General features: G+C 62.8%; 23 protein-coding genes. 8 read left to right on the top strand and 15 right to left on the bottom strand.

The window, feature by feature from the left end; all coding sequences use genetic code 11:
• The 4 genes from AC1DKD_RS25375 to AC1DKD_RS25360 all read right to left on the bottom strand — a co-directional run.
• Nucleotides 1-331: bestrophin family protein (locus tag AC1DKD_RS25375; protein WP_477143842.1), on the bottom strand; the 331-nt coding region annotated here is incomplete at its 3' end.
• Between the two features lie 208 nt (nucleotides 332-539).
• The gene (locus tag AC1DKD_RS25370; RefSeq protein WP_441631937.1) at nucleotides 540-749 is read right to left on the bottom strand and encodes a hypothetical protein; all 210 of its coding nucleotides are present in this window, start codon (nucleotides 747-749) and stop codon (nucleotides 540-542) included.
• Between the two features lie 193 nt (nucleotides 750-942).
• A complete protein-coding gene (locus AC1DKD_RS25365) occupies nucleotides 943-1,299 on the bottom strand; it encodes a YciI family protein (RefSeq protein WP_441631939.1) in 357 nt (118 codons plus the stop codon).
• Nucleotides 1,300-1,325: 26 nt separating this feature from the next.
• A complete protein-coding gene (locus tag AC1DKD_RS25360; protein WP_477143841.1) occupies nucleotides 1,326-2,231 on the bottom strand; it encodes an NmrA family NAD(P)-binding protein in 906 nt (301 codons plus the stop codon).
• 274 nt (nucleotides 2,232-2,505) lie between these two features.
• On the opposite strand from AC1DKD_RS25360, the gene AC1DKD_RS25355 reads away from it, so the two are divergent.
• Complete coding sequence (locus tag AC1DKD_RS25355) at nucleotides 2,506-3,069, top strand: PadR family transcriptional regulator (RefSeq protein ID WP_477102521.1); 564 nt, start codon at nucleotides 2,506-2,508, stop codon at nucleotides 3,067-3,069.
• Between the two features lie 30 nt (nucleotides 3,070-3,099).
• Here AC1DKD_RS25355 and AC1DKD_RS25350 read toward each other — a convergent pair whose 3' ends face one another.
• From AC1DKD_RS25350 to AC1DKD_RS25335, 4 genes are all read right to left on the bottom strand, one after another.
• Nucleotides 3,100-3,879 (bottom strand): alpha/beta fold hydrolase, encoded by a 780-nt coding sequence (locus AC1DKD_RS25350; RefSeq protein ID WP_441631945.1) that lies wholly within the window; start codon nucleotides 3,877-3,879, stop codon nucleotides 3,100-3,102.
• Nucleotides 3,880-3,949: 70 nt separating this feature from the next.
• Nucleotides 3,950-5,002 carry an alpha/beta fold hydrolase gene (locus AC1DKD_RS25345; RefSeq protein ID WP_441631947.1) on the bottom strand — a complete coding sequence of 351 codons (1,053 nt, stop codon included), beginning with the start codon at nucleotides 5,000-5,002 and terminating at the stop codon, nucleotides 3,950-3,952.
• A gap of 229 nt (nucleotides 5,003-5,231) precedes the next feature.
• Nucleotides 5,232-5,624: an MAPEG family protein gene (locus tag AC1DKD_RS25340; RefSeq protein ID WP_477143840.1), complete on the bottom strand. Its 393-nt coding sequence runs from the start codon at nucleotides 5,622-5,624 to the stop codon at nucleotides 5,232-5,234.
• The gene (locus AC1DKD_RS25335; RefSeq protein ID WP_441631951.1) at nucleotides 5,621-5,746 is read right to left on the bottom strand and encodes a hypothetical protein; all 126 of its coding nucleotides are present in this window, start codon (nucleotides 5,744-5,746) and stop codon (nucleotides 5,621-5,623) included. Before AC1DKD_RS25335 ends, AC1DKD_RS25340 begins: the two co-directional genes overlap by 4 nt.
• A 90-nt stretch (nucleotides 5,747-5,836) precedes the next feature.
• Between AC1DKD_RS25335 and AC1DKD_RS25330 the strand changes: the two genes are divergently transcribed.
• The 3 genes from AC1DKD_RS25330 to AC1DKD_RS25320 all read left to right on the top strand — a co-directional run bounded on the left by AC1DKD_RS25330 (nucleotide 5,837) and on the right by AC1DKD_RS25320 (nucleotide 8,582).
• Nucleotides 5,837-6,109, top strand: coding sequence for a type 1 glutamine amidotransferase family protein (locus tag AC1DKD_RS25330; RefSeq protein ID WP_441631953.1), 273 nt, complete (start codon nucleotides 5,837-5,839; stop codon nucleotides 6,107-6,109).
• A 901-nt stretch (nucleotides 6,110-7,010) separates the two neighbouring features.
• Nucleotides 7,011-7,607: a DJ-1/PfpI family protein gene (locus AC1DKD_RS25325; RefSeq protein ID WP_477143843.1), complete on the top strand. Its 597-nt coding sequence runs from the start codon at nucleotides 7,011-7,013 to the stop codon at nucleotides 7,605-7,607.
• A gap of 198 nt (nucleotides 7,608-7,805) precedes the next feature.
• Nucleotides 7,806-8,582: an enoyl-CoA hydratase gene (locus tag AC1DKD_RS25320; protein ID WP_441631955.1), complete on the top strand. Its 777-nt coding sequence runs from the start codon at nucleotides 7,806-7,808 to the stop codon at nucleotides 8,580-8,582.
• A gap of 33 nt (nucleotides 8,583-8,615) precedes the next feature.
• On the opposite strand, the gene AC1DKD_RS25315 is transcribed toward AC1DKD_RS25320, so the two are convergent.
• Both AC1DKD_RS25315 and AC1DKD_RS25310 read right to left on the bottom strand, forming a co-directional pair.
• Nucleotides 8,616-9,050: a MarR family winged helix-turn-helix transcriptional regulator gene (locus AC1DKD_RS25315; RefSeq protein WP_441631957.1), complete on the bottom strand. Its 435-nt coding sequence runs from the start codon at nucleotides 9,048-9,050 to the stop codon at nucleotides 8,616-8,618.
• 111 nt (nucleotides 9,051-9,161) lie between these two features.
• Nucleotides 9,162-10,457, bottom strand: coding sequence for an MFS transporter (locus AC1DKD_RS25310; RefSeq protein WP_441631959.1), 1,296 nt, complete (start codon nucleotides 10,455-10,457; stop codon nucleotides 9,162-9,164).
• A gap of 550 nt (nucleotides 10,458-11,007) precedes the next feature.
• Here AC1DKD_RS25310 and AC1DKD_RS25305 point away from each other — a divergent pair.
• A complete protein-coding gene (locus AC1DKD_RS25305) occupies nucleotides 11,008-11,613 on the top strand; it encodes an SDR family NAD(P)-dependent oxidoreductase (protein WP_477143839.1) in 606 nt (201 codons plus the stop codon).
• Nucleotides 11,614-11,781: 168 nt separating this feature from the next.
• On the opposite strand, the gene guaA is transcribed toward AC1DKD_RS25305, so the two are convergent.
• The 3 genes from guaA to guaB all read right to left on the bottom strand — a co-directional run bounded on the left by guaA (nucleotide 11,782) and on the right by guaB (nucleotide 15,601).
• A complete protein-coding gene (gene guaA, locus AC1DKD_RS25300; RefSeq protein WP_477143838.1) occupies nucleotides 11,782-13,401 on the bottom strand; it encodes a glutamine-hydrolyzing GMP synthase in 1,620 nt (539 codons plus the stop codon).
• A complete protein-coding gene (locus tag AC1DKD_RS25295; protein WP_441631963.1) occupies nucleotides 13,376-13,978 on the bottom strand; it encodes a hypothetical protein in 603 nt (200 codons plus the stop codon). The genes guaA and AC1DKD_RS25295 overlap by 26 nt, the downstream gene beginning before the upstream one ends.
• A 159-nt stretch (nucleotides 13,979-14,137) precedes the next feature.
• Nucleotides 14,138-15,601 carry an IMP dehydrogenase gene (gene guaB / locus AC1DKD_RS25290; RefSeq protein WP_441631965.1) on the bottom strand — a complete coding sequence of 488 codons (1,464 nt, stop codon included), beginning with the start codon at nucleotides 15,599-15,601 and terminating at the stop codon, nucleotides 14,138-14,140.
• A 122-nt stretch (nucleotides 15,602-15,723) separates the two neighbouring features.
• Between guaB and AC1DKD_RS25285 the strand changes: the two genes are divergently transcribed.
• Together AC1DKD_RS25285 and AC1DKD_RS25280 are read left to right on the top strand one after the other, a co-directional pair.
• Nucleotides 15,724-16,683: a DMT family transporter gene (locus AC1DKD_RS25285; RefSeq protein WP_477143837.1), complete on the top strand. Its 960-nt coding sequence runs from the start codon at nucleotides 15,724-15,726 to the stop codon at nucleotides 16,681-16,683.
• A 135-nt stretch (nucleotides 16,684-16,818) separates the two neighbouring features.
• Nucleotides 16,819-17,388 (top strand): DUF4124 domain-containing protein, encoded by a 570-nt coding sequence (locus tag AC1DKD_RS25280; RefSeq protein ID WP_477102516.1) that lies wholly within the window; start codon nucleotides 16,819-16,821, stop codon nucleotides 17,386-17,388.
• 13 nt (nucleotides 17,389-17,401) lie between these two features.
• On the opposite strand, the gene AC1DKD_RS25275 is transcribed toward AC1DKD_RS25280, so the two are convergent.
• Both AC1DKD_RS25275 and AC1DKD_RS25270 read right to left on the bottom strand, forming a co-directional pair.
• Nucleotides 17,402-17,743: an RnfH family protein gene (locus AC1DKD_RS25275; RefSeq protein WP_276290210.1), complete on the bottom strand. Its 342-nt coding sequence runs from the start codon at nucleotides 17,741-17,743 to the stop codon at nucleotides 17,402-17,404.
• A complete protein-coding gene (locus tag AC1DKD_RS25270) occupies nucleotides 17,736-18,173 on the bottom strand; it encodes a type II toxin-antitoxin system RatA family toxin (protein WP_441631970.1) in 438 nt (145 codons plus the stop codon). The genes AC1DKD_RS25275 and AC1DKD_RS25270 overlap by 8 nt, the downstream gene beginning before the upstream one ends.
• Nucleotides 18,174-18,414: 241 nt before the next feature.
• On the opposite strand from AC1DKD_RS25270, the gene AC1DKD_RS25265 reads away from it, so the two are divergent.
• A partial coding sequence (locus AC1DKD_RS25265; RefSeq protein WP_477143836.1) for an SsrA-binding protein occupies nucleotides 18,415-18,603 on the top strand: 189 nt, incomplete at its 3' end.

Below are 18,603 nucleotides of genomic sequence, written 5' to 3'. Positions count from 1 at the left end.
CGCAATGCCGGAGAATCAGTTCCCGCCCGGCTGCCTGCCCCGCCAGAAAGTCCCGGCCCATCACACCCAGACATCGGCTGCCATTCAGTATCTCAGTCCAGATTTGCTGCGCCTCCAAGGCTCTGCTGTAGGTCTGCACGTTCCTGAAACCCACGATGAATGACGTGGCCGTGCCCAGCAGCAGCACAACCGAGACCGGAATCGACAGCCATTTCAGCCCGAAGAACTGATAAAGGAGAACGGGCAGCGAACCGCATGCTAGCGAGGCATAGAGTTGCCGTCTCGACCAGAACGTGAACTCGGATACGGTGTACGATTTTCCCAGGTGCATGGTGCGCATCTCCCGGCAGTGTGGCAGCTCGCAGGGCCGCGGTCCGAACTGCCGACAGGCAATATCGCCAACCGCCCTCACCACTGACAAGATAGCTGCCGGGGACCTGATTCTGCAATGGTGGATTGCCGTTCGGCCGCTCGAGACAAAACAGGTCGGCTCCGCCGTTCGCTGAAACCCAGCGGCTGACCAGTCTCCAAACGCGCCCTCAGACGCGATATCCGTAGAGTGTTCCGTCGGCTTCGCGCGCGTTGTCCAGCGGGTCGCCCGCAAGTTCGCTGCAGGCATTGCCGTTCGGCTGAACTGTGCCGACAGCTGGCCCTCCCGCGTGGTCATTGACCGTAGCCAGGACAAGGTTGGCGGCAACGGCGAAAGCGGCGGCTGTAATCGCCCGCCTTAGCATGTGTGTGCGGATCATCTGAAATCCCTTAGTTGAGTAGGAAACATGCAAAACGCAGGTTTCATGGGCAGTTGGCCAGCAGCTGCACGAATACTTGCAAGCGCCGGTCGACGTCCTCGGGCATGCGCAGCCAGTTGAACGGGCTGGCCACAGTTGCGGGAAGAGCGAGGCAACGGCGATGACAGTGCCATCTGCAAGCGCTTACGCGGACCTACGCGCGGATGATCGGCAGGACCGGGATGACTTCCGTAAATCCGGCTGATGAGCTGGGGCTGCGCTCAGCCCAGTTCAAAGCCTCTTCCAGCGTCTCGACATTGATCACCACAAAGCCGCCAAATAGCGCGCGCCCTTCCGGGGATGGGCCATCCTGGACTTCGCGCTGGCCGTCCCGCACCCGCACGGTGCTGGCGTTGCGCGGATCGAGTTGCGTGCCGGCCCGCATGACGCCGGCGGCCGCCATGGCGCCCATATACTGTTTCCACGCTAGCGAGACTTGCTGCCCTTTGAGCGGATCGGCGTGGATTTCATAGCTGTTCGGTGGCTGTTGAAAAGCGAGAACGAATTCCATCGTTGTTTCCTTTTTGATAGCGAGGATCAGGCAGGCGTGAACGCGGCCGCGTGGCGGCTAGCGAATTCGGCGGCGGAAATCGGCGCACGGCCGACCAACTGCTCGAAGGTGCCGGTCATGCGGTCGTAGCGGTTATCGCGATGTAGCTGGGCCATGACGACCAGGTGTGCGGTCAGATGCGCCGGCTGCTGGATCTCCTGGAGCTTGGCCTCCMAGATCTGCGGTGGCACGTTGACGTATTGGATGGTGCGGCCCAGAGCGCCGCTGAACTCCTGTGCGAGCTCCGCCATCGTCAGCGACTGGGGGCCGGTCAGTTCGTAGAGCTTGCCGATATGCGGCTCCGGGTTGGCCAGCACAGCTGCGGCGACAGCCCCCACATCGGCGGCGGCGATCGGCGAGGTCTTGCCGTCGGCGAACGGCAGGCGGATGGCGTTGTCGTCGCGGATGCCCTTGGCCGCCGGCAGGAACAAGCCTTCGAAGAAAGCAGTTGGACGCAGGTAGACCACCGGCAGGCCGGACCAACGCAGCATCTGCTCTGCGAGCCAGTGCTGCTTCTGTTGCGGGCTGCCGGTGGTCTCTGTCTCGCTCATCTGCGACAGCGTCATCTGCGACAGATTGACGAAGGCCTTCACACCCAGGCTCTTGGCTGTGACCGCGACGTTGGCGGCTGCTTCCAGGTAGTCGGGCGAAACCGACATCGTGAAATAGACCACTGAGCAGCCTTGCATGGCCGCGCGCACGGCAACGATGTCGAGCATGTCGGCGACCACGACTTCGGCGCCCAGGTCGCCCAGCATGTCGGCGCGCTTGTCCAGATTGCGCACCATGGCGCGTACGCGATGGCCTTGCTCCAGCAGGATGGCGATGGCCGCGCGCGCGGTCGAGCCGACGCTGCCGGCGGCGCCGGTGACGAGGATGGTTTCTTGGGACATGAGTCTCTYCCTTGTATCAATGATCAAAATGAAACCGGTGTAGCTGATGTTGTCGGCACCGGCCGGCGCCGCCTCGTCCAGGCAACCTTGGCGCTCAGAGGCGGCGACACGGCGGACTGGCCGCACCCGGTCAACGCCGCCACGCCTGGCGCAGTCGCTGCCCTGGGAATAGGGTAAGATTCAGTATGTAGAAAAATACATAGTGGCACGGTTTTTTGACTATGTCAAAAAAAACATAGTCATTCCGCGTGCGCGCTGACGCAATCAAGGAGCAATGCGAGTGAGTGATCTGAAGGAAGCCAGGGCAAGCAAGGAAAAGCCGCTGAAGCATGTTCTTCTTGCCGGGATACATTGCCAGCCGCGTTCCGGCTATGAACTGACCAAATGGCTGCAGATGGCGGGCCAGCATTGCTGGTCGGTCGAGCACAGCTCGGTGTACCCGGCTTTGCGAGAACTGGAGACGGATGGACTCATCACATCGGAGCGCTTGCCGGGAACGCGCGGGCCGGAACGCTCGATCTACAGCATGACTGTTGCCGGACGCGAGAAGCTGAGGTCTTGGGTGGCGAAAGGTTCACCGCGCCCGGCCATCAAGGACGAACAGATACTGCGGGTGTTGTGCTTCGATTTGCTGTCGCGCGAGGCAGCGTTGCAGCAGATCCGTGAGGTGCGTGCAGACCACCAGGTCCAGCTTGAATTTTTTCTCGCAAGGCAGGCCGAGCTGAGCGAGGATCAGCTTGGACCGCTGTTGGTGACGCGCCGCGGCGTGCTGGCTGAACAGGCCTATATCGCGTGGTGTGACGAGGTGGCGGAAATGATTGCTCGCAGGCCAGCCTGATGTCCGACTGAATTCAGGCTGGTGCGCCAGCTACTGGACTTTGCTGGCCGCTGCGATGATCGCGGCGGCAACCGCCTTCGGATGACTCAACATTGCGACGTGACTTGAATCGACGTGTATCGTTGTTGCGCCGATCTGCTTTGCCATTGCTTCCTCGGCTCGCGGATCGATCATGCGATCCTGGTTGGCGACCACGAACCACGACGGCTTCGTGTGCCACGCGGCGATGCTCACCTTGTCGTCCAGAGAGCCCGCGAACCACGGTCCTTGCGTCGCTGCGAGGGTGCGTGCTTGTGCCGGCGTCAGATCCTGGGCGAAATCATTCACCACGGCGTCGGTGGACAACGTCAGGAAGTTTGCGGAGTCTTTCCTCAATTTCCCTGCCCAGGCCGGCGCCGGCTTGCCTTTCATCATGTCGTTGACCGATACGCCGCTATCCGGAACGAGAGCGGCCACGTACACGAGTGCCTTGACTTTATCGTCGTTGCCGGCCTGGGTGATCACGAAACCGCCCCACGAATGGCCTACGAGCACAACCGGACCGGTTTGCAGTTCTATCGCACGCCTGGTCGCCGCCGTATCATCCGCAAGCGAGCTGAGCGGGTTCTGAACCGAAACCACGTGAAGACCGTGCGCTTCGAGCAGCGGGATCACCCGATTCCAGCTGGAACCGTCGGCGAAAGCGCCGTGCACAAGCACGACGTTCGTTCCTTTCAGATCCTGCGGCTGGGCGGCATGGGCCGCATTCAGCGGAAACACGCTGGCGAGCAACATCGCCGATGCGAGACATCTCTTCAACAAACGGTTCATGATGGGCTTTTCCTCAAATGTGTGGAGTGAGCCGTTAGCATCGCAGGCAGCCCACGCGACACGTTGGCACTTAGTAGCCGGCAACCTCGATCACCGCGTCCGCAAAGGCCTTGGGCGCTTCCTGCGGCAGATTGTGGCCGATTCCGCCTCCCATGGTCCGGTGCGTGTATTTGCCGGAAAATTTCTTCGCGTACGCTGCAGGCTCGGGATGAGACGCACCATTGGCGTCGCCTTCGAGAGTGATGGTCGGCACGGTGATGACCGGCGCGGCTGCGAGACGCTTTTCGAGCGCGTCGTACTGCGGCTCCCCGTCCGCAAGACCCAATCGCCAGCGGTAGTTGTAGATCACGATTGCCACGTGATCCGGGTTCTGGAAGGCTTTTGCGGATCGCTCGAACGTCGCATCGTCGAAATGCCATTTCGGCGATGCGAGTTGCCAGATGAGCTTCGTGAAGTCGTGCCGGTTGGCTTCATAGCCGCGCCTGCCACGCTCCGTCGCGAAGTAGAACTGGTACCACCACGTGAGCTCCGCCTGCGGCGGCAAGGGCGCCTTGTTGGCTTGCTGGCTGCCGATCAAATAGCCGCTCACCGATACCAGCGCCTTGCAGCGCTCCGGCCACAGCGCCGCGACGACGTTGGCCGTGCGTGCACCCCAGTCGAAACCGCCGATGATCGCCCTCTCGATCTTCAGCGCATCCATCAGCGCGATGACGTCGACGGCGAGCACCGCCTGCTGGCCATTGCGGACCGCGTCGCTGGAAAGAAACCGCGTCGTCCCGTAGCCGCGCAGGTACGGAACCACCACCCGATAGCCCGCCGACGCGAGCCGAGGCGCGACGTCGACGAAGCTGTGGATGTCGTATGGCCAGCCATGGAGCAAGATCACGACCGGGCCGGTACCCGGGCCGACTTCGGCATAACCGACATTCAGAGCGCCGGCATCGATCTGCCTGATCTCGGTGAACGATGCACTCGACGCTGAGGCGTTCGCGCCTGCAGCAGGCCCGCTGGCTTGACTGGACTGTGCGTGCGCCAGCCCGCTCAAGACCAGTTCCATCGCACCTGCGCTGACGGCCGCCGTCCCAACAAAGCGCCGACGACCGGTGTTGATCCGATTCGACATCAGTACCTCTCCTCTTCAGGTCGATTCAATGTGCTCGAATGCGCGCCGCACGCTTCGCTCTCTGCGCAGAACACGAATGCTTCGCTCCATTGCACCGGGGCACGCGCACATGCAATGCCGGTAACCGGGCGGATGGTCAGCCCTTGCAACGTGAAGCTTGGCGAACGAAGGGCCACACCAGGACCCCAGGATCCGGCATGAAATCAGACCGCGCGACGCGGCCAGAGAGCTAGCGGCCGTTGAGCAATGCAACACAGAGGGCTATCCCGAACGCGTAAGTTCCCAAGGCTCCGATAGCGCGAGCCGGATTGGGCTTCGTCATCGATGGCCAAGCAAGTAGTCCAACCACCAGGAGCAAGCGGCAGGCAGTTGCACCTGCCATGCACCAGAGCTGCCAGTGAGGCGGATTCCGAAAGCCGAGGTACAGAAAAAGCAACGCGAAGAACGGGACGTACTCGGCAGTGTTGCCGTGAGCGCGAACCAGTTTCGTCAGCAGCCGATCAGGCTCAGGAGCGTATCCGCTCAGCACGCCGACACGAGTGCGCAGGACCGAGATGGCGAGTCCAAGTGCGAACAAGAGCAGACCAAGCACGGCGGTGYAGGCCAGTGCAGTGCTATTCATTCGACACCCCCTTCCTGACATTCGAAACCAGCCATGCCCCAAGCGACCGCCAGGGTGAGCCGGGTCAGCGCAGCCACGTTCAGTTGAATCGTGTTTCCCTTCGAGCTGTCGGTAGCGCTCATCTGGAGTCCTCATGCCGAGCGGATTGACAGCTCCATGGTAGATGCCCACCCTGAGGCCTGAATGACGAATTTCCCTCCTTTTAGGACAAGATGAAGCGCATCGGAGTCGTGGTGTTCCCCGGCTTCCAGTCCGTCGATATGGCCGCCGCTTCTTTCTTCGAGATGGCCAACTTCAAGGTGCCGGCCCATGCCTGCGAAATCCATGTCGTCTCGGAAGCCGGCGGCGCCGTGAAGAGCGCTATGGGTACGGCAGTCCACACGATCGCGTTTGACCCGTACACGTACGAGCCGATTCAATGGTTCCATCTGTTCGCGCGTTCGCCCCCCGGACTTGCCCATGCACAAAGACCTGATCGTGCCTGAGCGTTCTGCCGCCCATGGCGTGGTTATATGGCGGACGTCGTGCGACATTACCTGCGCGAAGAACGAATTCGCCCCGATGACCTCGTCGCGCACCGTAGCAATCGCTGCCGCGAGTTCCTCCTTCGCCCACGAGGATGGCAAGCCGCAGAGGCGGATGCAGTGTCTGCAGGCATGAAGGTCTCCTTGCGGATCCATGGAAGAGACTTGCTCTGTGGTGCCGCGCCTGGCCCAATCCCCCTGATGTGATACGCCAGGCCGGCGTACAAACAGATCACAAACCAGAGCGCGCCGAAGGCAATCAGGAAGTCATCCATGATCTCTCCGTTTTCTCTGCCATGTCGGCCACCTCGCGGGTCAGCCGTCGTGCTTGCGAGAAAGAGTTGTCGGACGATTTCAATTGCGCTCCTTCATATCAGGTTGAGTTCGGACTGACCCCAGCAACACTCGACGGCCCCATTTCTGGACGGGCAGACGAATCTTCGGCGCTGATGCTCGCTTCACCACCAGGGCGATGCCGGCCAACTGGGCTACGGCGCCATCGTAAATCCGACAACCAGTACATTCAAATAATTGTCATGGATACACTCTGCGATGCTCGGATGCGCTACAAGCAATGTGTCGACCGCCTTGCTGCCAATATCTGCAAAGGTCGATTGCCGCTGGGACAAGTTTGCCCTTCGGCGGCGCCCCCTCCGCGCTTGCAAACGCTGCACCGCGATGCGCGTGGCTAGCCAGAGGCGGCTACAGTTTGAGTCAGCTTCCGCAGGTGGGATGGGGCGCTCGATTTGGCACTCGCGATGAGTGAGGCATGCCTGAGCGTATCCATGACAATTATTTGGATGTATTGAATATCGGTTCTACGATGGCGCAATACAGCGTTTCCACTCGCACGAGGACCGACATGCACATCRCCATCCTGACCTTTGAAGGTTTCAACGAACTCGACTCGCTGATCGCACTCGGCATCCTCAACCGGATCAAGCAGCCGGGCTGGCGGGTGTCGATCGCCAGTCCGGCGGACAAGGTGCGCTCGATGAACGGTGTGGTGATGGAGGCGCAAGCGTCGCTGAAGGACGCATGCGACGCGGACGCCGTGCTGGTGGGTAGCGGGATACGGACCCGGGACGTCGTCGCCGATGCCGCGCTGATGTCGCAGCTGAGGTTCGACCCGACGCGCCAGTTGCTGGGCGCGCAGTGCTCGGGCACGCTCATGCTTGCCAAGCTGGGCCTGCTGGACGACGTTCCGGCCTGCACGGACCTGACCACCAAGCCGTGGGTCGAGGAGGCAGGTGTGGCTGTGCTCAATCAGCCATTCGTGGCCAAGGGAAACGTCGCGACCGCCGGCGGATGTCTGTCCTCGCAGTATCTGGCGGCCTGGTTCATCGCACGCCTGGAAGGCGTCGACGCTGCACGTAGCGCGATTCACTATGTGGCGCCAGTGGGGGAAAAGGAGGCCTACGTGACGCGCGCGATGGCGAACATTTTGCCGTTCCTCTAATGCGTACTGCGTCTCGCACGGCTGCCCACTGCAGGCACTCGCCGTCGAGACCCGCTCCCGGCAAGTCATTTCCGGGGGGGCAGATATGGTTCTCGATCGGCCAGCGGTTTACTTCGCACGCGAATTACATATATACTTCGCATGCGAAGTTAAATTGAATGCCTGCACGGCATTACGCAACCCATCTGGAGACAGACCATGAGCTCGGAAATTCGTGTTGACCTTAGCGGCGGCGTCCTGACCATTACGCTTGCCCGGCCGGACAAGAAGAATGCATTGACGAACGAGATGTACGGCGCGCTCGCCGACACTATCGAGCAGGCACAGCAGGACCGCAATATCCGGGTATTGCTGCTGCAAGGCGACGGGGACATTTTTACGGCGGGCAATGATGTGGGCGAATTCGCAGCGATAGCGGCAGGAAATGGCCCCGGCGAACGCCACGTGCACCGCTTTCTGCGCGCCCTTGCCAACTCGACCGTACCGATTGTCGCCGCGGTCAACGGCAAGGCCGTCGGCGTCGGCACCACCATGCTGCTGCATTGCGATTACGTCGTGCTCGCGCAGGATGCGCTGCTGATCACGCCCTTCGTGAACCTTGCCCTTGTTCCCGAGGCGGCTTCAAGTTACCTGCTTCCCCTGCGTATCGGGCACGTCAGGGCCTTTGAGATGTTCGCGCTGGGCGAGCCGCTTGACGCGCAAACCGCCGTGGCATGGGGCATCGCGAACAAAGTTTGCGCCAATGACCAGCTGCGGGCGGACGCGCGCCTGATGGCCGAAAAGATTGCCGCCAGGCCCGCCGGCTCCCTTAGTGCAATGAAAAAGCTCATGCGCGACGCGGAGAAACTGGTTTCGCAGATGAACAGCGAAAGCGCCAGGTTCGAGGAGCGGCTGGCCAGTGCCGAAGCCAAGGAAGCATTCTCGGCCTTCGCCGAGAAGCGCAAACCGGACTTCACCAAGGTCGCCCTGCAGTAAGTCGAGTGATTCGCTGTCCGGCCGCTGCCCAGGTTACAACTCGCCTTCGTCGGCGGCCGGAAACTTCGTCTGCAGGCTGGTCAGCCACCGCGCCACCACGTCAATTTCGGCCGTGGTGAAACCTTCGGTCAGCCTGGCATTTGTTTCCTTCATGCCAGCCTTCGAACGCCGGCGAGCCAAGCGTCCTGCCTCCGTCAGCCATAGGCGCGATGCACGGCGATCGGTCTCGTCCGGCCGGCGCTCGATCAGGCCCGCCCTTTCGGTCCGGTCAGCCAGACCGCTCATCCCGGGTGCGCCCAGATCCAGCGCTGCGGCAGCCTCGCCCATCAGCGCCCCGTCGTTCCTGCCCAGAAAGAAAAGCAGTCCAGCCTGGGCCGCTGTCACGCCACCCGCGGCCGTGCGCGCTTGTGACCACCTATGCAGTCGACGCTGGCCGACGTTCAATAGATAGACGAGTCGATGCTCCATGTCTTTGACGGATAAAAGATGCCATTTAGTTCACATGCGAATGTTATCACGTACCCGGTGCCTGACTTTGGTCGGTCACGGCAATGAACTTCTGTCGACTCCGCCGACGCCTCACCTCGAAGGTTCGCCATCCCTGGTAGCAATCAGTTCTTTCGGCGTCAGCGGGATCAAGAGCAGGATCAGTGCGTACACCACGGTCGTCGCGATCACACAATATGTGAATCCGTGCGTTGAACTGCTGTTGTAGATCCATGAGCCCAATAGATCGCCGGCACGCGCCGAAAGCGCGAGAACGCCTTCCACCAGCATCATCAAGGTTCCTTGCAAGCCTGGCGGGCAGGACCGCATCGCGAGATCGAAGTATGCTGCCGTGGCTACACCGCCCATCAGCCCTATCGGTGCCGCCAATACAAGCGCAAGATTCGCAGAGTGAATGAATGCCAGCGGAATCATCTGCGGCACTGCGACGATCGTTCCCCACCACAGCAGCTTGTTCAGCGATACGCTCTTGCACAGAAAGCCATACAGCAGGAATGTCGGGATGAACGCGGCGGCAAAGATCCCGTTGTAGTACGAGTAAACGGAATCCGATGCATGCAGCTCATTGGTCAGATAGAACTGCAGCGGAGTGGCCGATCCTGGCGCAAAGTTCCACAGAAAGCAGATGAGAACCGCTGGATAAACGGCCTTATGCTTCGCCAGCCGCCTGACATTCCCAACAAGATCCGCGCCCCTGGCTTGCGGGTGCTCGTAGGTATGGCCGAAGACGGAAACGGGCTTCCAGAGTCCCATCACGGCAATCAATAAAGTGAACATCGCAGCCAGGACGAAGGCTTCTTTCGCGGCAAGATGATCGGAAAAGTACCCGGAAGCAAACGCTCCCGCAACGACCGGGACGGAACTGACCACATTCAACAGAGCGCTCAGGCGCCCGGACATGCGCTTCTCCTGGCCCACCAGAGCGACCAGCCCCTGATAGGCTGCGGCGATAAATCGGGACGACAGCATCGCCAGCAGCATCCCGATGACCAGTCCCGCGTATGAGAAACCCGAAAACGCCATCCAGATGAATGCCACCGCGGTCGCCGGAGCGAAAATCAGGAAGAAGCCGCGATCGCGCAATCCCATCGGGTCCCATTGGTCGCGCGCGAGGCCGAAAGCGAACGCAAAGTACACGGGTATGCCCGTAACCAGCCGGAATGTCGAGATCTGCGTCGCCGTCGCATGCAACTGGTTCTTGAGTATGTACGACGTCTGTATGTCAATCAGATAACCGGCCGGCGTTGCCAGATAGATGAACAGGGTCAGCCAACCGAAATACAGCAGGGTTCGGTCGCTGCCCTCGGAACCATTAGTTGGGGGTGGAAAAATTTCAGCCCGATAGGCGCGTCTGGCGTTCTTGGACATGGGGGGAACACGTACACGTCCTCAAAAAACCGATCCAGGGTGCACCCGTGAATGTGCGGGCTACTCCACCGGAAAACGGTTACTGAATTCAGCGTTCAGCGCGGGAAAGTATAGGTAAAAAACGGGATTGGATGTTCCGAGGCCTACCGCATCGAAGCGAGAGAGAATTTCGGACGCACACGCTTACTCACTTGTACCTCTGGACAGCCAGTTGGGGTCGCCGGACGTCGACCTTCTCCTGCCCTTGCTTGGCCGAAGTCGGTGTGGAATCAACCGGTCGATGCCGCAACGGATACCGACAAACTCCCTCCCCTTCGCGCAGTGGTCCAGCGAGGCATCATCGCTACCCATACCATGGCCACGATCCGCGCCGCCAGCCAGGGCTGGTGCGGCCGCCACGGAGCGTCCAGGCTCGCGTACAAGCGCAACTACGCGCGCCAGGCCCTGGTGCGCCGCAGCACGAAAAACCATCCTTTAGGTGGGCTGCTCATCCGCCCGCGCCTGTTGCAATGTCTCCACCGCCGATCACAGGCGGACAGGAGACAACGACATGATCGAACTACAGGGCCGCAACGCCCTCATCACCGGTGCGGCGCAGGGGCTCGGCCTTGCCATCGCCCGGTTGTTCGTCGAACGCGGTGCACGGGTAATGCTGGCCGACATCGACGAGGCCGGGGCCGCCAGCGCCGCGGACGAACTGGGCCCGCAGGCGCGCTTCGTGCCCTGCGACGTCACCAGGAGCGCTGACTGGGTCCGCGCGGTGGAGGCGGCCACGGCCGCCTTCGGCGGGCTCGATACGCTGGTCAACAACGCCGGCATCGAGATCGTCAAGCCGCTGTTCGACCAGAGCGAGGAAGGGGTCGGCCGCCTCATGAGCATCAACGTCATGGGCGTGTTCCTCGGCATGAAGCACTCGCTGGGCGCGCTCRCCGCCTCGGGCAAGGGTGCGGTGGTCAACATCTCGTCGCTGGCCGGCACCAACGGTGTGCCGCTGTTTGGCTCCTACGCCGCCTCGAAATCGGCCGTGATACTGGCGCAAAGCCTGTTCGTGTCGGAGGCCACGGTCAAATGGCACCTTCACAACATCTTTGCGAAGCTCGGCGTGCGCAACCGCACGAGCGCGCTGGCGCGCGCGCAGGAGAACTCACTGCCCTGATCCGCGAAGTGCCGTACCCGGCCTCTTTCGCCGCCTGATACTGCCTATCAATGCCAGAAATCTGGATGCAGCCGGGCGAAAAAAAGCCCGCAGAATCGCGGGCTTGGATCACTTACTGCTACTGCCTGTCATTGCCAGGTGGCGCCAGAAAATGCACCAAAATGAGGTTCACTCCCACTCGATCGTAGCCGGCGGTTTCCCCGACACGTCATACACCACGCGGTTCAAACCACGCACCTCATTGATGATGCGGTTCGAGCAACGACCCAACAGCGCGTACGGCAGGTGCGCCCAGTGCGCCGTCATGAAGTCGGTGGTCTGTACCGCGCGCAGCGCCACGACGTAGTCGTAGGTGCGTCCGTCGCCCATCACGCCGACCGACTTGACCGGCAGGAACACCGCAAAGGCCTGGCTGGTCAGGTCGTACCAGCTCTTGCCTACTTGCGAAGGCTCGCACATGCCCGCTGCAGCGTCCTGCTCGGTGGCAACCGTGCCACGCAGTTCTTCGATAAAGATCGCGTCGGCCCGGCGCAGCAGCTCGGCGTAGTCGCGCTTGACCTCACCCAGGATACGCACGCCCAGGCCCGGGCCCGGGAAGGGATGGCGGTAGACCATCTCCGGCGGCAGGCCAAGCGCCACGCCGAGTTCGCGGACTTCGTCCTTGAACAGSTCGCGCAGCGGCTCGAGCAGCTTCAGGCCCAGCGTTTCCGGCAGGCCGCCCACGTTGTGGTGGCTCTTGATGGTGGTGGCCTTCTTGGTCTTGGTGCCGCCGGACTCGACCACGTCGGGGTAGATCGTGCCCTGCGCCAGCCATTTGGCGTTGGTCAGTTTCTTGGCCTCGGCCTGGAACACTTCGACGAATTCGCGGCCGATGATCTTGCGTTTCTGCTCGGGATCGGTCACGCCGGCGAGGTGGCCGAGGAACTGCTCGGACGCGTCGATGGCAATGACCTTGGCGTGCAGGCGGCCGGCGAACATGTCCATGACCATCTTGCCTTCGTTCAGGCGAAGCAGGCCGTGGTCGACGAATACGCAGGTGAGCTGGTCGCCGATGGCGCGATGGATCAGGGCTGCGGCCACCGAGGAATCAACGCCGCCGGACAGGCCGAGAATCACTTCCTCGTCACCCACCTGCTCGCGGATCTTGGCGACGGCTTCAGCGATATGGTCGTGCATCACCCAGTCAGCCTTGGCGCCGGCGATCTTCAGCACGAAGCGCTCCAGAATGTCGCGGCCCTTGGCGGTATGCGTAACTTCCGGGTGGAACTGCACGGCGTAGTAGCCGCGCGCTTCGTCGGCCATGGCGGCGATCGGGCAACTGGGCGTGGAGGCCATCAGCTTGAAGCCCGGCGGCAGCTCGGCGACCTTGTCACCGTGGCTCATCCAGACCTTGAGCATGCCGTGGCCTTCGGGCGTGGAGAAATCCTCCAGGTCCTTGAGCAGCGCGGTATGGCCATGCGCGCGCATCTCGGCGTAACCGAACTCGCGATGGTCGCTCCACTCCACCTTGCCGCCCAGTTGCACGGCCATGGTCTGCATGCCGTAGCAGATGCCCAGCACCGGCACRCCGAGGTCCCACACCGCCTGCGGCGCGCGCAGCTGGTGGTCTTCGTAGGTGCTGGCGTGGCTKCCGGACAGGATGATGCCCTTGGGCGCGAACTCGCGCACGAATTCTTCCGTGACGTCGTTCGGGTGAATCTCGCAGTAGACGTGCGCTTCGCGCACGCGGCGGGCGATCAGCTGCGTAACCTGCGAGCCGAAATCAAGGATTAGGATTTTGTCGTGCATGATGGGCGGATGGCGTTTCGTCCGGCAGGGGCTCGGGCATCACTTCGGTGCCCGGACCATAACCGGGCGGAGGCGTGACACCGGGCTCACGCCGGTATTCAGGTGATTGCGGCCGGCGTGCCACGGGGGCCGCGCCGGCATCCTTGTTTTGCGTCTCTTTTTGCAGCTCGCGCTGCGCGCGTTCTCGCACGCGCACGCGCTTGGCGGCCGGGATCTGCACCGCCGCGAAGAAGGCCATTACCGCGGCCAGCACCGGCAGCCAGATCTTTCCGGCGCCCTGCACCGGCAGGTCGAGCATAAGCATCCAGGTCACGATCAGCAGCGCGCTGGCCAGGTTGACCTGTCCAACCGTCCGCGCCACCGCGACCGTGAGCTGCCCGTTGACGGTCGCCTGCCACAGCAGCAAGGCCAGGCCGACCAGCGCCACGCCAAGCAGTTGCCCGTACATGGGGGGCTGCGGCTGCGGCAATTGCAGCGCGCTGTAAAAGGTCGTGAAAGGCGAAAGCAGCAAGACGGCGCCGAGCAGCAGATTCAGCAAGGCATCGAGGAACAGCACGGCACGCAGCAATACTTTCATCAGAGCTCCTCCGGCCAGGCAAGTAGCGTGGCTTGGGGGCGCAGCGTGGCCGGCAATCCCGGCCGCGCTGGCCCTTGCAGGCTACGCCGGTGGGCGCAGCCGGCGCGCGGCTGGCAGGACCGTCGGGTCCCGCGCAGCCGCCAGTTCATCGAGACCGGCTTAGTCGATGTAGTAGTTCGGCGCTTCCTTGGTGATCTGCACGTCGTGCACATGCGATTCGCGCATGCCGGCGGCCGTGATCTGCACGAACTCTGCGGTGTCGTGCCAGCTTTCGATGGAGCTGCTGCCGCAGTAACCCATCGAGGCGCGCACGCCGCCGCACATCTGGTGGATGATGGCCGTGACCGAACCCTTGTAGGCCACGCGGCCTTCAATCCCCTCGGGAACCAGCTTGTCGACGTTGGCGGTGTTGTCTTCCTGGAAGTAGCGATCGGCAGCGCCGTCCTTCATCGCGCCCACCGAACCCATGCCGCGGTAGCTCTTGAACGAGCGGCCCTGGTACAGGAACACTTCGCCCGGGGCCTCTTCGGTACCGGAGAACATGCCGCCCATCATGACCACATGCGCGCCGGCTGCCAGCGCCTTGGCGATGTCGCCCGAGTAGCGGATGCCGCCGTCGGCCACCAGCGGCACGCCGGTGCCCTTGAGGGCTTCGGCCACGTTGGAGACCGCGGTGATCTGCGGCACGCCCACGCCTGCCACGATACGGGTGGTACAGATCGAGCCCGGGCCGATGCCGACCTTGACACCGTCGGCGCCATGATCGACCAGCGCGCGCGCGGCAGCGCCGGTGGCGATATTGCCGCCGATCACCTGCACCTGCGGGAAGTTCTGCTTGACCCAGCGCACGCGGTCCAGCACGCCCTGGCTGTGGCCGTGCGCGGTGTCGACCACGATCACGTCGACGCCGGCCTTGACCAGCAACTCGATACGCTCGTCGTTGTCGGGGCCCACGCCAACCGCCGCGCCTACGCGCAGCTGGCCGCGGTCATCCTTGCTGGCCAGCGGATGCTCCACTGCCTTCTGGATGTCCTTGACCGTGATCAGGCCGCGCAGTTCGAAGGCCTGGTTGACCACCAGCACGCGCTCGAGGCGGTGGCGGTTCATCAGGCGCTTGGCGTCTTCCAGCGAGGCGTCTTCGCCAACCGTGACCAGCTTCTCGCGCGGGGTCATCTTGGCGCGCGCGGGCGCGTCCAGCTCTTCCTCGAAACGCAGGTCGCGGTTGGTGATGATGCCAACCACGGTCTTGCCTTCCAGCACCGGGAAACCCGAGATGCCGTACTGATGTGATAGTGCAATCACATCGCGGATCTTCATGTCGGGGGGAATGGTGATCGGATCGCGCAGCACGCCGGATTCATAGCGCTTCACGCGCGCCACTTCCCGGGCCTGGTCGGCCGGTTTCAGGTTCTTGTGGACGATGCCGATACCGCCGGCCTGCGCCATGGCAATCGCCAGGCGGGCTTCCGTCACGGTATCCATGGCGGCGGATACCAGCGGAATGTTCAGTTCGATCGAACGGGTCAGGCGGGTACGGAGCGAAACATCCCGGGGCAGCACCGACGAATAAGCCGGCACGAGGAGCACGTCATCGAATGTGAGTGCTTTCTGGACAAGACGCATAGCAATTCCTCTAGGCGCAAAACCGAATTATACAGGAATGGCTTGTTTCTTGACGCGCCTGAGGGTGCCCTTGTTCAAGTCTGCTATGCTCGTCGTCCTTTTTCCGGCATAGGCAAGCAACGATGGGTATCGGCGTACTGTGCGGSCTGCTGGCCGGCGCGTTCTGGGGCATGGTGTTYATCGCCCCSAAGCTGCTGCCCGYCTTCTCGCCCTGGGAACTTGCGATTGGYCGCTACCTCGCYTATGGGCTGGTGGCGTTTATCGCCGCGCTGCCGCTGATGCGGCGCATTGCACGCAAGCTCACCCGCGCCGATTGCGTTGCCCTGCTCCGCCAGGCCTTCACCGGCAACCTGCTGTACTACGTGCTGCTGGCCTTCGGCGTGCAGCTTGCGGGGGTGGGTCCGACCTCGCTGATCATCGGCATCCTGCCGATCTCGGTCACCATCATGGGCCGGCGCGACCACGGCGCAGTGCCGCTGTCGCGCCTGATCTGGCCGTTGCTGGTGGTCGCCGCGGGCATCGCCTGCATCAATATCGACCTGTTCGCCGGCGGCGGCGCCCATGGCGCCAGCGCCGGGGGAGAGGCGCTGCGCACCGTCTGGCAGCGCCTGGCCGGCGTGCTCTGCGCGGCCGGCGCCCTGGTGTGCTGGACGCTCTATGCCGTAGACAACGCGCGCTACCTGCAGCGCAATCCGCAATACAGCGGCAATGAATGGTCCGCCCTCTATGGCATTTCCACCGGCGTGGTGTCGGTCGTGCTGGCGCTGGCGGGCTGGCTGCTGGCCAGCGACAGCCTGGGCACCGCCGGCAGCGGCCGCGACTGGCAATGGTTCTGGATGGTCAACGCCGCGGTGGCGCTCGGTGCGTCGCTGATTGGCAACAACCTGTGGAACATCTCCAGCCGCCGCCTGCCGCTTACGCTGTCGGGCCAGATGATCGTCTTCGAGACGCTGTTCGCGCTGGCGTATGGCTTTGTCTTCGACCACCGCCTGCCGCGCCCCCTGGAGATCGCCGCCATTGTGTTGTTGATGATCGGCGTGGCCTGGTCGGTGCGCTTGCACGCCACCGACAAGTCTGCATAAACTAGCGGCCAACCCCGGCAGACAAGGGCGCATGCGTCACTCGTGAGACGGGGTCTCTCGCCCTACTCGCGGATCTCGCAGGCGTGCTTGCCTGCTGCCGTATTGTCACCGCAGAGCCACCACAACCCACAAGCCATGAAACGATCGACCGCGCTGTCCAAGCTCGCCACGCTCGCCGCCCTCGCCTGCCTCTGCCAGGGAGCCGCCGCCCAGGCACAATGGCAGTGGCGCGACGGCAGCGGCCGCATGGTCTATAGCGACGTGCCACCACCGCCCTCGGTTCCRGTAGCCAGCGTGATCAAGGCACCGGGACGCTTCGCCGGGACCCTGCGCCCGCTCGAGGCTGCGCCTTCGGCGGTCGCGCCGGCCAGCCCGGCGGGCGTTGCCGCCGGCATCCAGCCTGCGCCCAAGGGAAGTGAACCGAAGGGCAATGGCAAGGCGGAGTCCACGGCAAGTGCGGAGGAAGCCTTCGAAAAGCGCCGGACGGCCAGACTGAAAGCGGAAGCCGACCAGGCCCTCAAGGACCAGGCCGCACAGGAACGGCAGGTACGTTGCGCGCGGATGCAGAACTACGCCGTCGCGCTGCAGCAAAACCGGCGCGTCGCCGTCTCGGCGCCGGATGGCTCCGCGCAGCACCTGGATGACGAGCAGCGCCAGGCCGAGTTGCAGAGGACCGGCGCCAGCCTCGAACAGAACTGCGTCTGAGCGCCGGCGGCGGTCAGCCGCCGCGCAGCCACTTCAGCCCTTCGCGCGTGCCGCCCTGGCGGGTCTTCTGCACGCGCTTGCGGCGCGCCGACTTGGGGTCGGCCACCAACGGGCGATAGACTTCGATGCGATCACCGGCCCGCACCTGCGTGTCCGGCGTCTTGAGCTTGCTGAAGATGCCGACCCGCATGGTGGCCGGATCCACCTCCGGACAGGCCTGCAGCAAACCCGAAGCGCCGATCGCGGCGAGGATGCTGGTGCCTGGCGCGACCTCCAGCTCTTTCAGGAAGGCGCCGCCCGGCTGGGCGTAGCACACGGAGATGCTTACCGGACGTGCTCCGGCTTCTTCAGCCATTGCCATAGACCGCTTCGGCGCGTTTGACGAAGGCATCGACAAAGGTATTGGCGATCACGTTGAACACCGGCCCGATGATCTTCTCCAGCAGGAAGTTGGAAAACTCATAATGCAGGTGAAACTCGATCTTGCAGGCGTCCTCGCGCAGCGGCGTGAAGCGCCAGGAGCCATTGAAGGTCTTGAAGGGCCCGTCCTCGAACACCATATCGATCCGGGTAGGCGGCTCCTGCGTATTGCGGGTGTGGAAGTACTGCTTGATGCCTTTGAAGTGGATATGGATCTTGGCATCGAGCAGCGTTTCGGTCTGCTCGAACACCTCCACGCCACCGCACCATGGGAGGAACTTGGGATAGTCCTCGACGCACGTGACCAGGTTGTACATCTGCTCGGCGGAGTGGCCGACCAGCACGGATTTTTGGACGTCTGCCATTATTGGAAGTGATGGCCCGCGCAGGCCCCGCCTGCAATATGACGCAGTGCGGAATCCACCGGGGCGGGCCGGTTTGCTAGAATCGCGATTTTAGCCCACGTGCGCCCCGGCGGCATACCGGATGTGCATGACAGCGGCATGTACGCCGCAAGCGGCGCGGCGGCACCGGATTCTTCCCTAGTTCCGGGTGTTGTTTGGCTTTTTTTGTTTTACCTATCTCCATTTCCTCTATCCGGACCGCATGACCATCGCAGACAACAAGAAAGCCTTTTTCGACTACTTCATCGAAGAGCGATATGAGGCGGGGATCGTGCTCGAGGGCTGGGAAGTCAAGGCGATCCGCGCGGGACGCGTGCAGATCAAGGAAGGCTACGTGGTCATCCGCGATGCCGAGCTGTTCCTGATCGGCGCCCACATCAGCGCGCTGAAC

It is taken from the genome of Cupriavidus sp. 05T313 (assembly GCF_056396665.1).
This window is presented reverse-complemented; position numbering and strand designations above follow the sequence as displayed.

Coding starts and splice junctions, on each gene's coding strand:
- AC1DKD_RS25370 (WP_441631937.1), bottom strand. CDS start 749: ATGATCCGCACACACATGCTAAGGCGGGCGATTACAGCCGCCGCTTTC.
- AC1DKD_RS25365 (WP_441631939.1), bottom strand. CDS start 1,299: ATGGAATTCGTTCTCGCTTTTCAACAGCCACCGAACAGCTATGAAATC.
- AC1DKD_RS25355 (WP_477102521.1), top strand. CDS start 2,506: ATGCGAGTGAGTGATCTGAAGGAAGCCAGGGCAAGCAAGGAAAAGCCG.
- AC1DKD_RS25350 (WP_441631945.1), bottom strand. CDS start 3,879: ATGAACCGTTTGTTGAAGAGATGTCTCGCATCGGCGATGTTGCTCGCC.
- AC1DKD_RS25345 (WP_441631947.1), bottom strand. CDS start 5,002: ATGTCGAATCGGATCAACACCGGTCGTCGGCGCTTTGTTGGGACGGCG.
- AC1DKD_RS25335 (WP_441631951.1), bottom strand. CDS start 5,746: ATGAGCGCTACCGACAGCTCGAAGGGAAACACGATTCAACTGAACGTG.
- AC1DKD_RS25330 (WP_441631953.1), top strand. CDS start 5,837: ATGAAGCGCATCGGAGTCGTGGTGTTCCCCGGCTTCCAGTCCGTCGAT.
- AC1DKD_RS25320 (WP_441631955.1), top strand. CDS start 7,806: ATGAGCTCGGAAATTCGTGTTGACCTTAGCGGCGGCGTCCTGACCATT.
- AC1DKD_RS25315 (WP_441631957.1), bottom strand. CDS start 9,050: ATGGAGCATCGACTCGTCTATCTATTGAACGTCGGCCAGCGTCGACTG.
- AC1DKD_RS25310 (WP_441631959.1), bottom strand. CDS start 10,457: ATGTCCAAGAACGCCAGACGCGCCTATCGGGCTGAAATTTTTCCACCC.
- AC1DKD_RS25295 (WP_441631963.1), bottom strand. CDS start 13,978: ATGAAAGTATTGCTGCGTGCCGTGCTGTTCCTCGATGCCTTGCTGAAT.
- guaB (WP_441631965.1), bottom strand. CDS start 15,601: ATGCGTCTTGTCCAGAAAGCACTCACATTCGATGACGTGCTCCTCGTG.
- AC1DKD_RS25275 (WP_276290210.1), bottom strand. CDS start 17,743: ATGGCTGAAGAAGCCGGAGCACGTCCGGTAAGCATCTCCGTGTGCTAC.
- AC1DKD_RS25270 (WP_441631970.1), bottom strand. CDS start 18,173: ATGGCAGACGTCCAAAAATCCGTGCTGGTCGGCCACTCCGCCGAGCAG.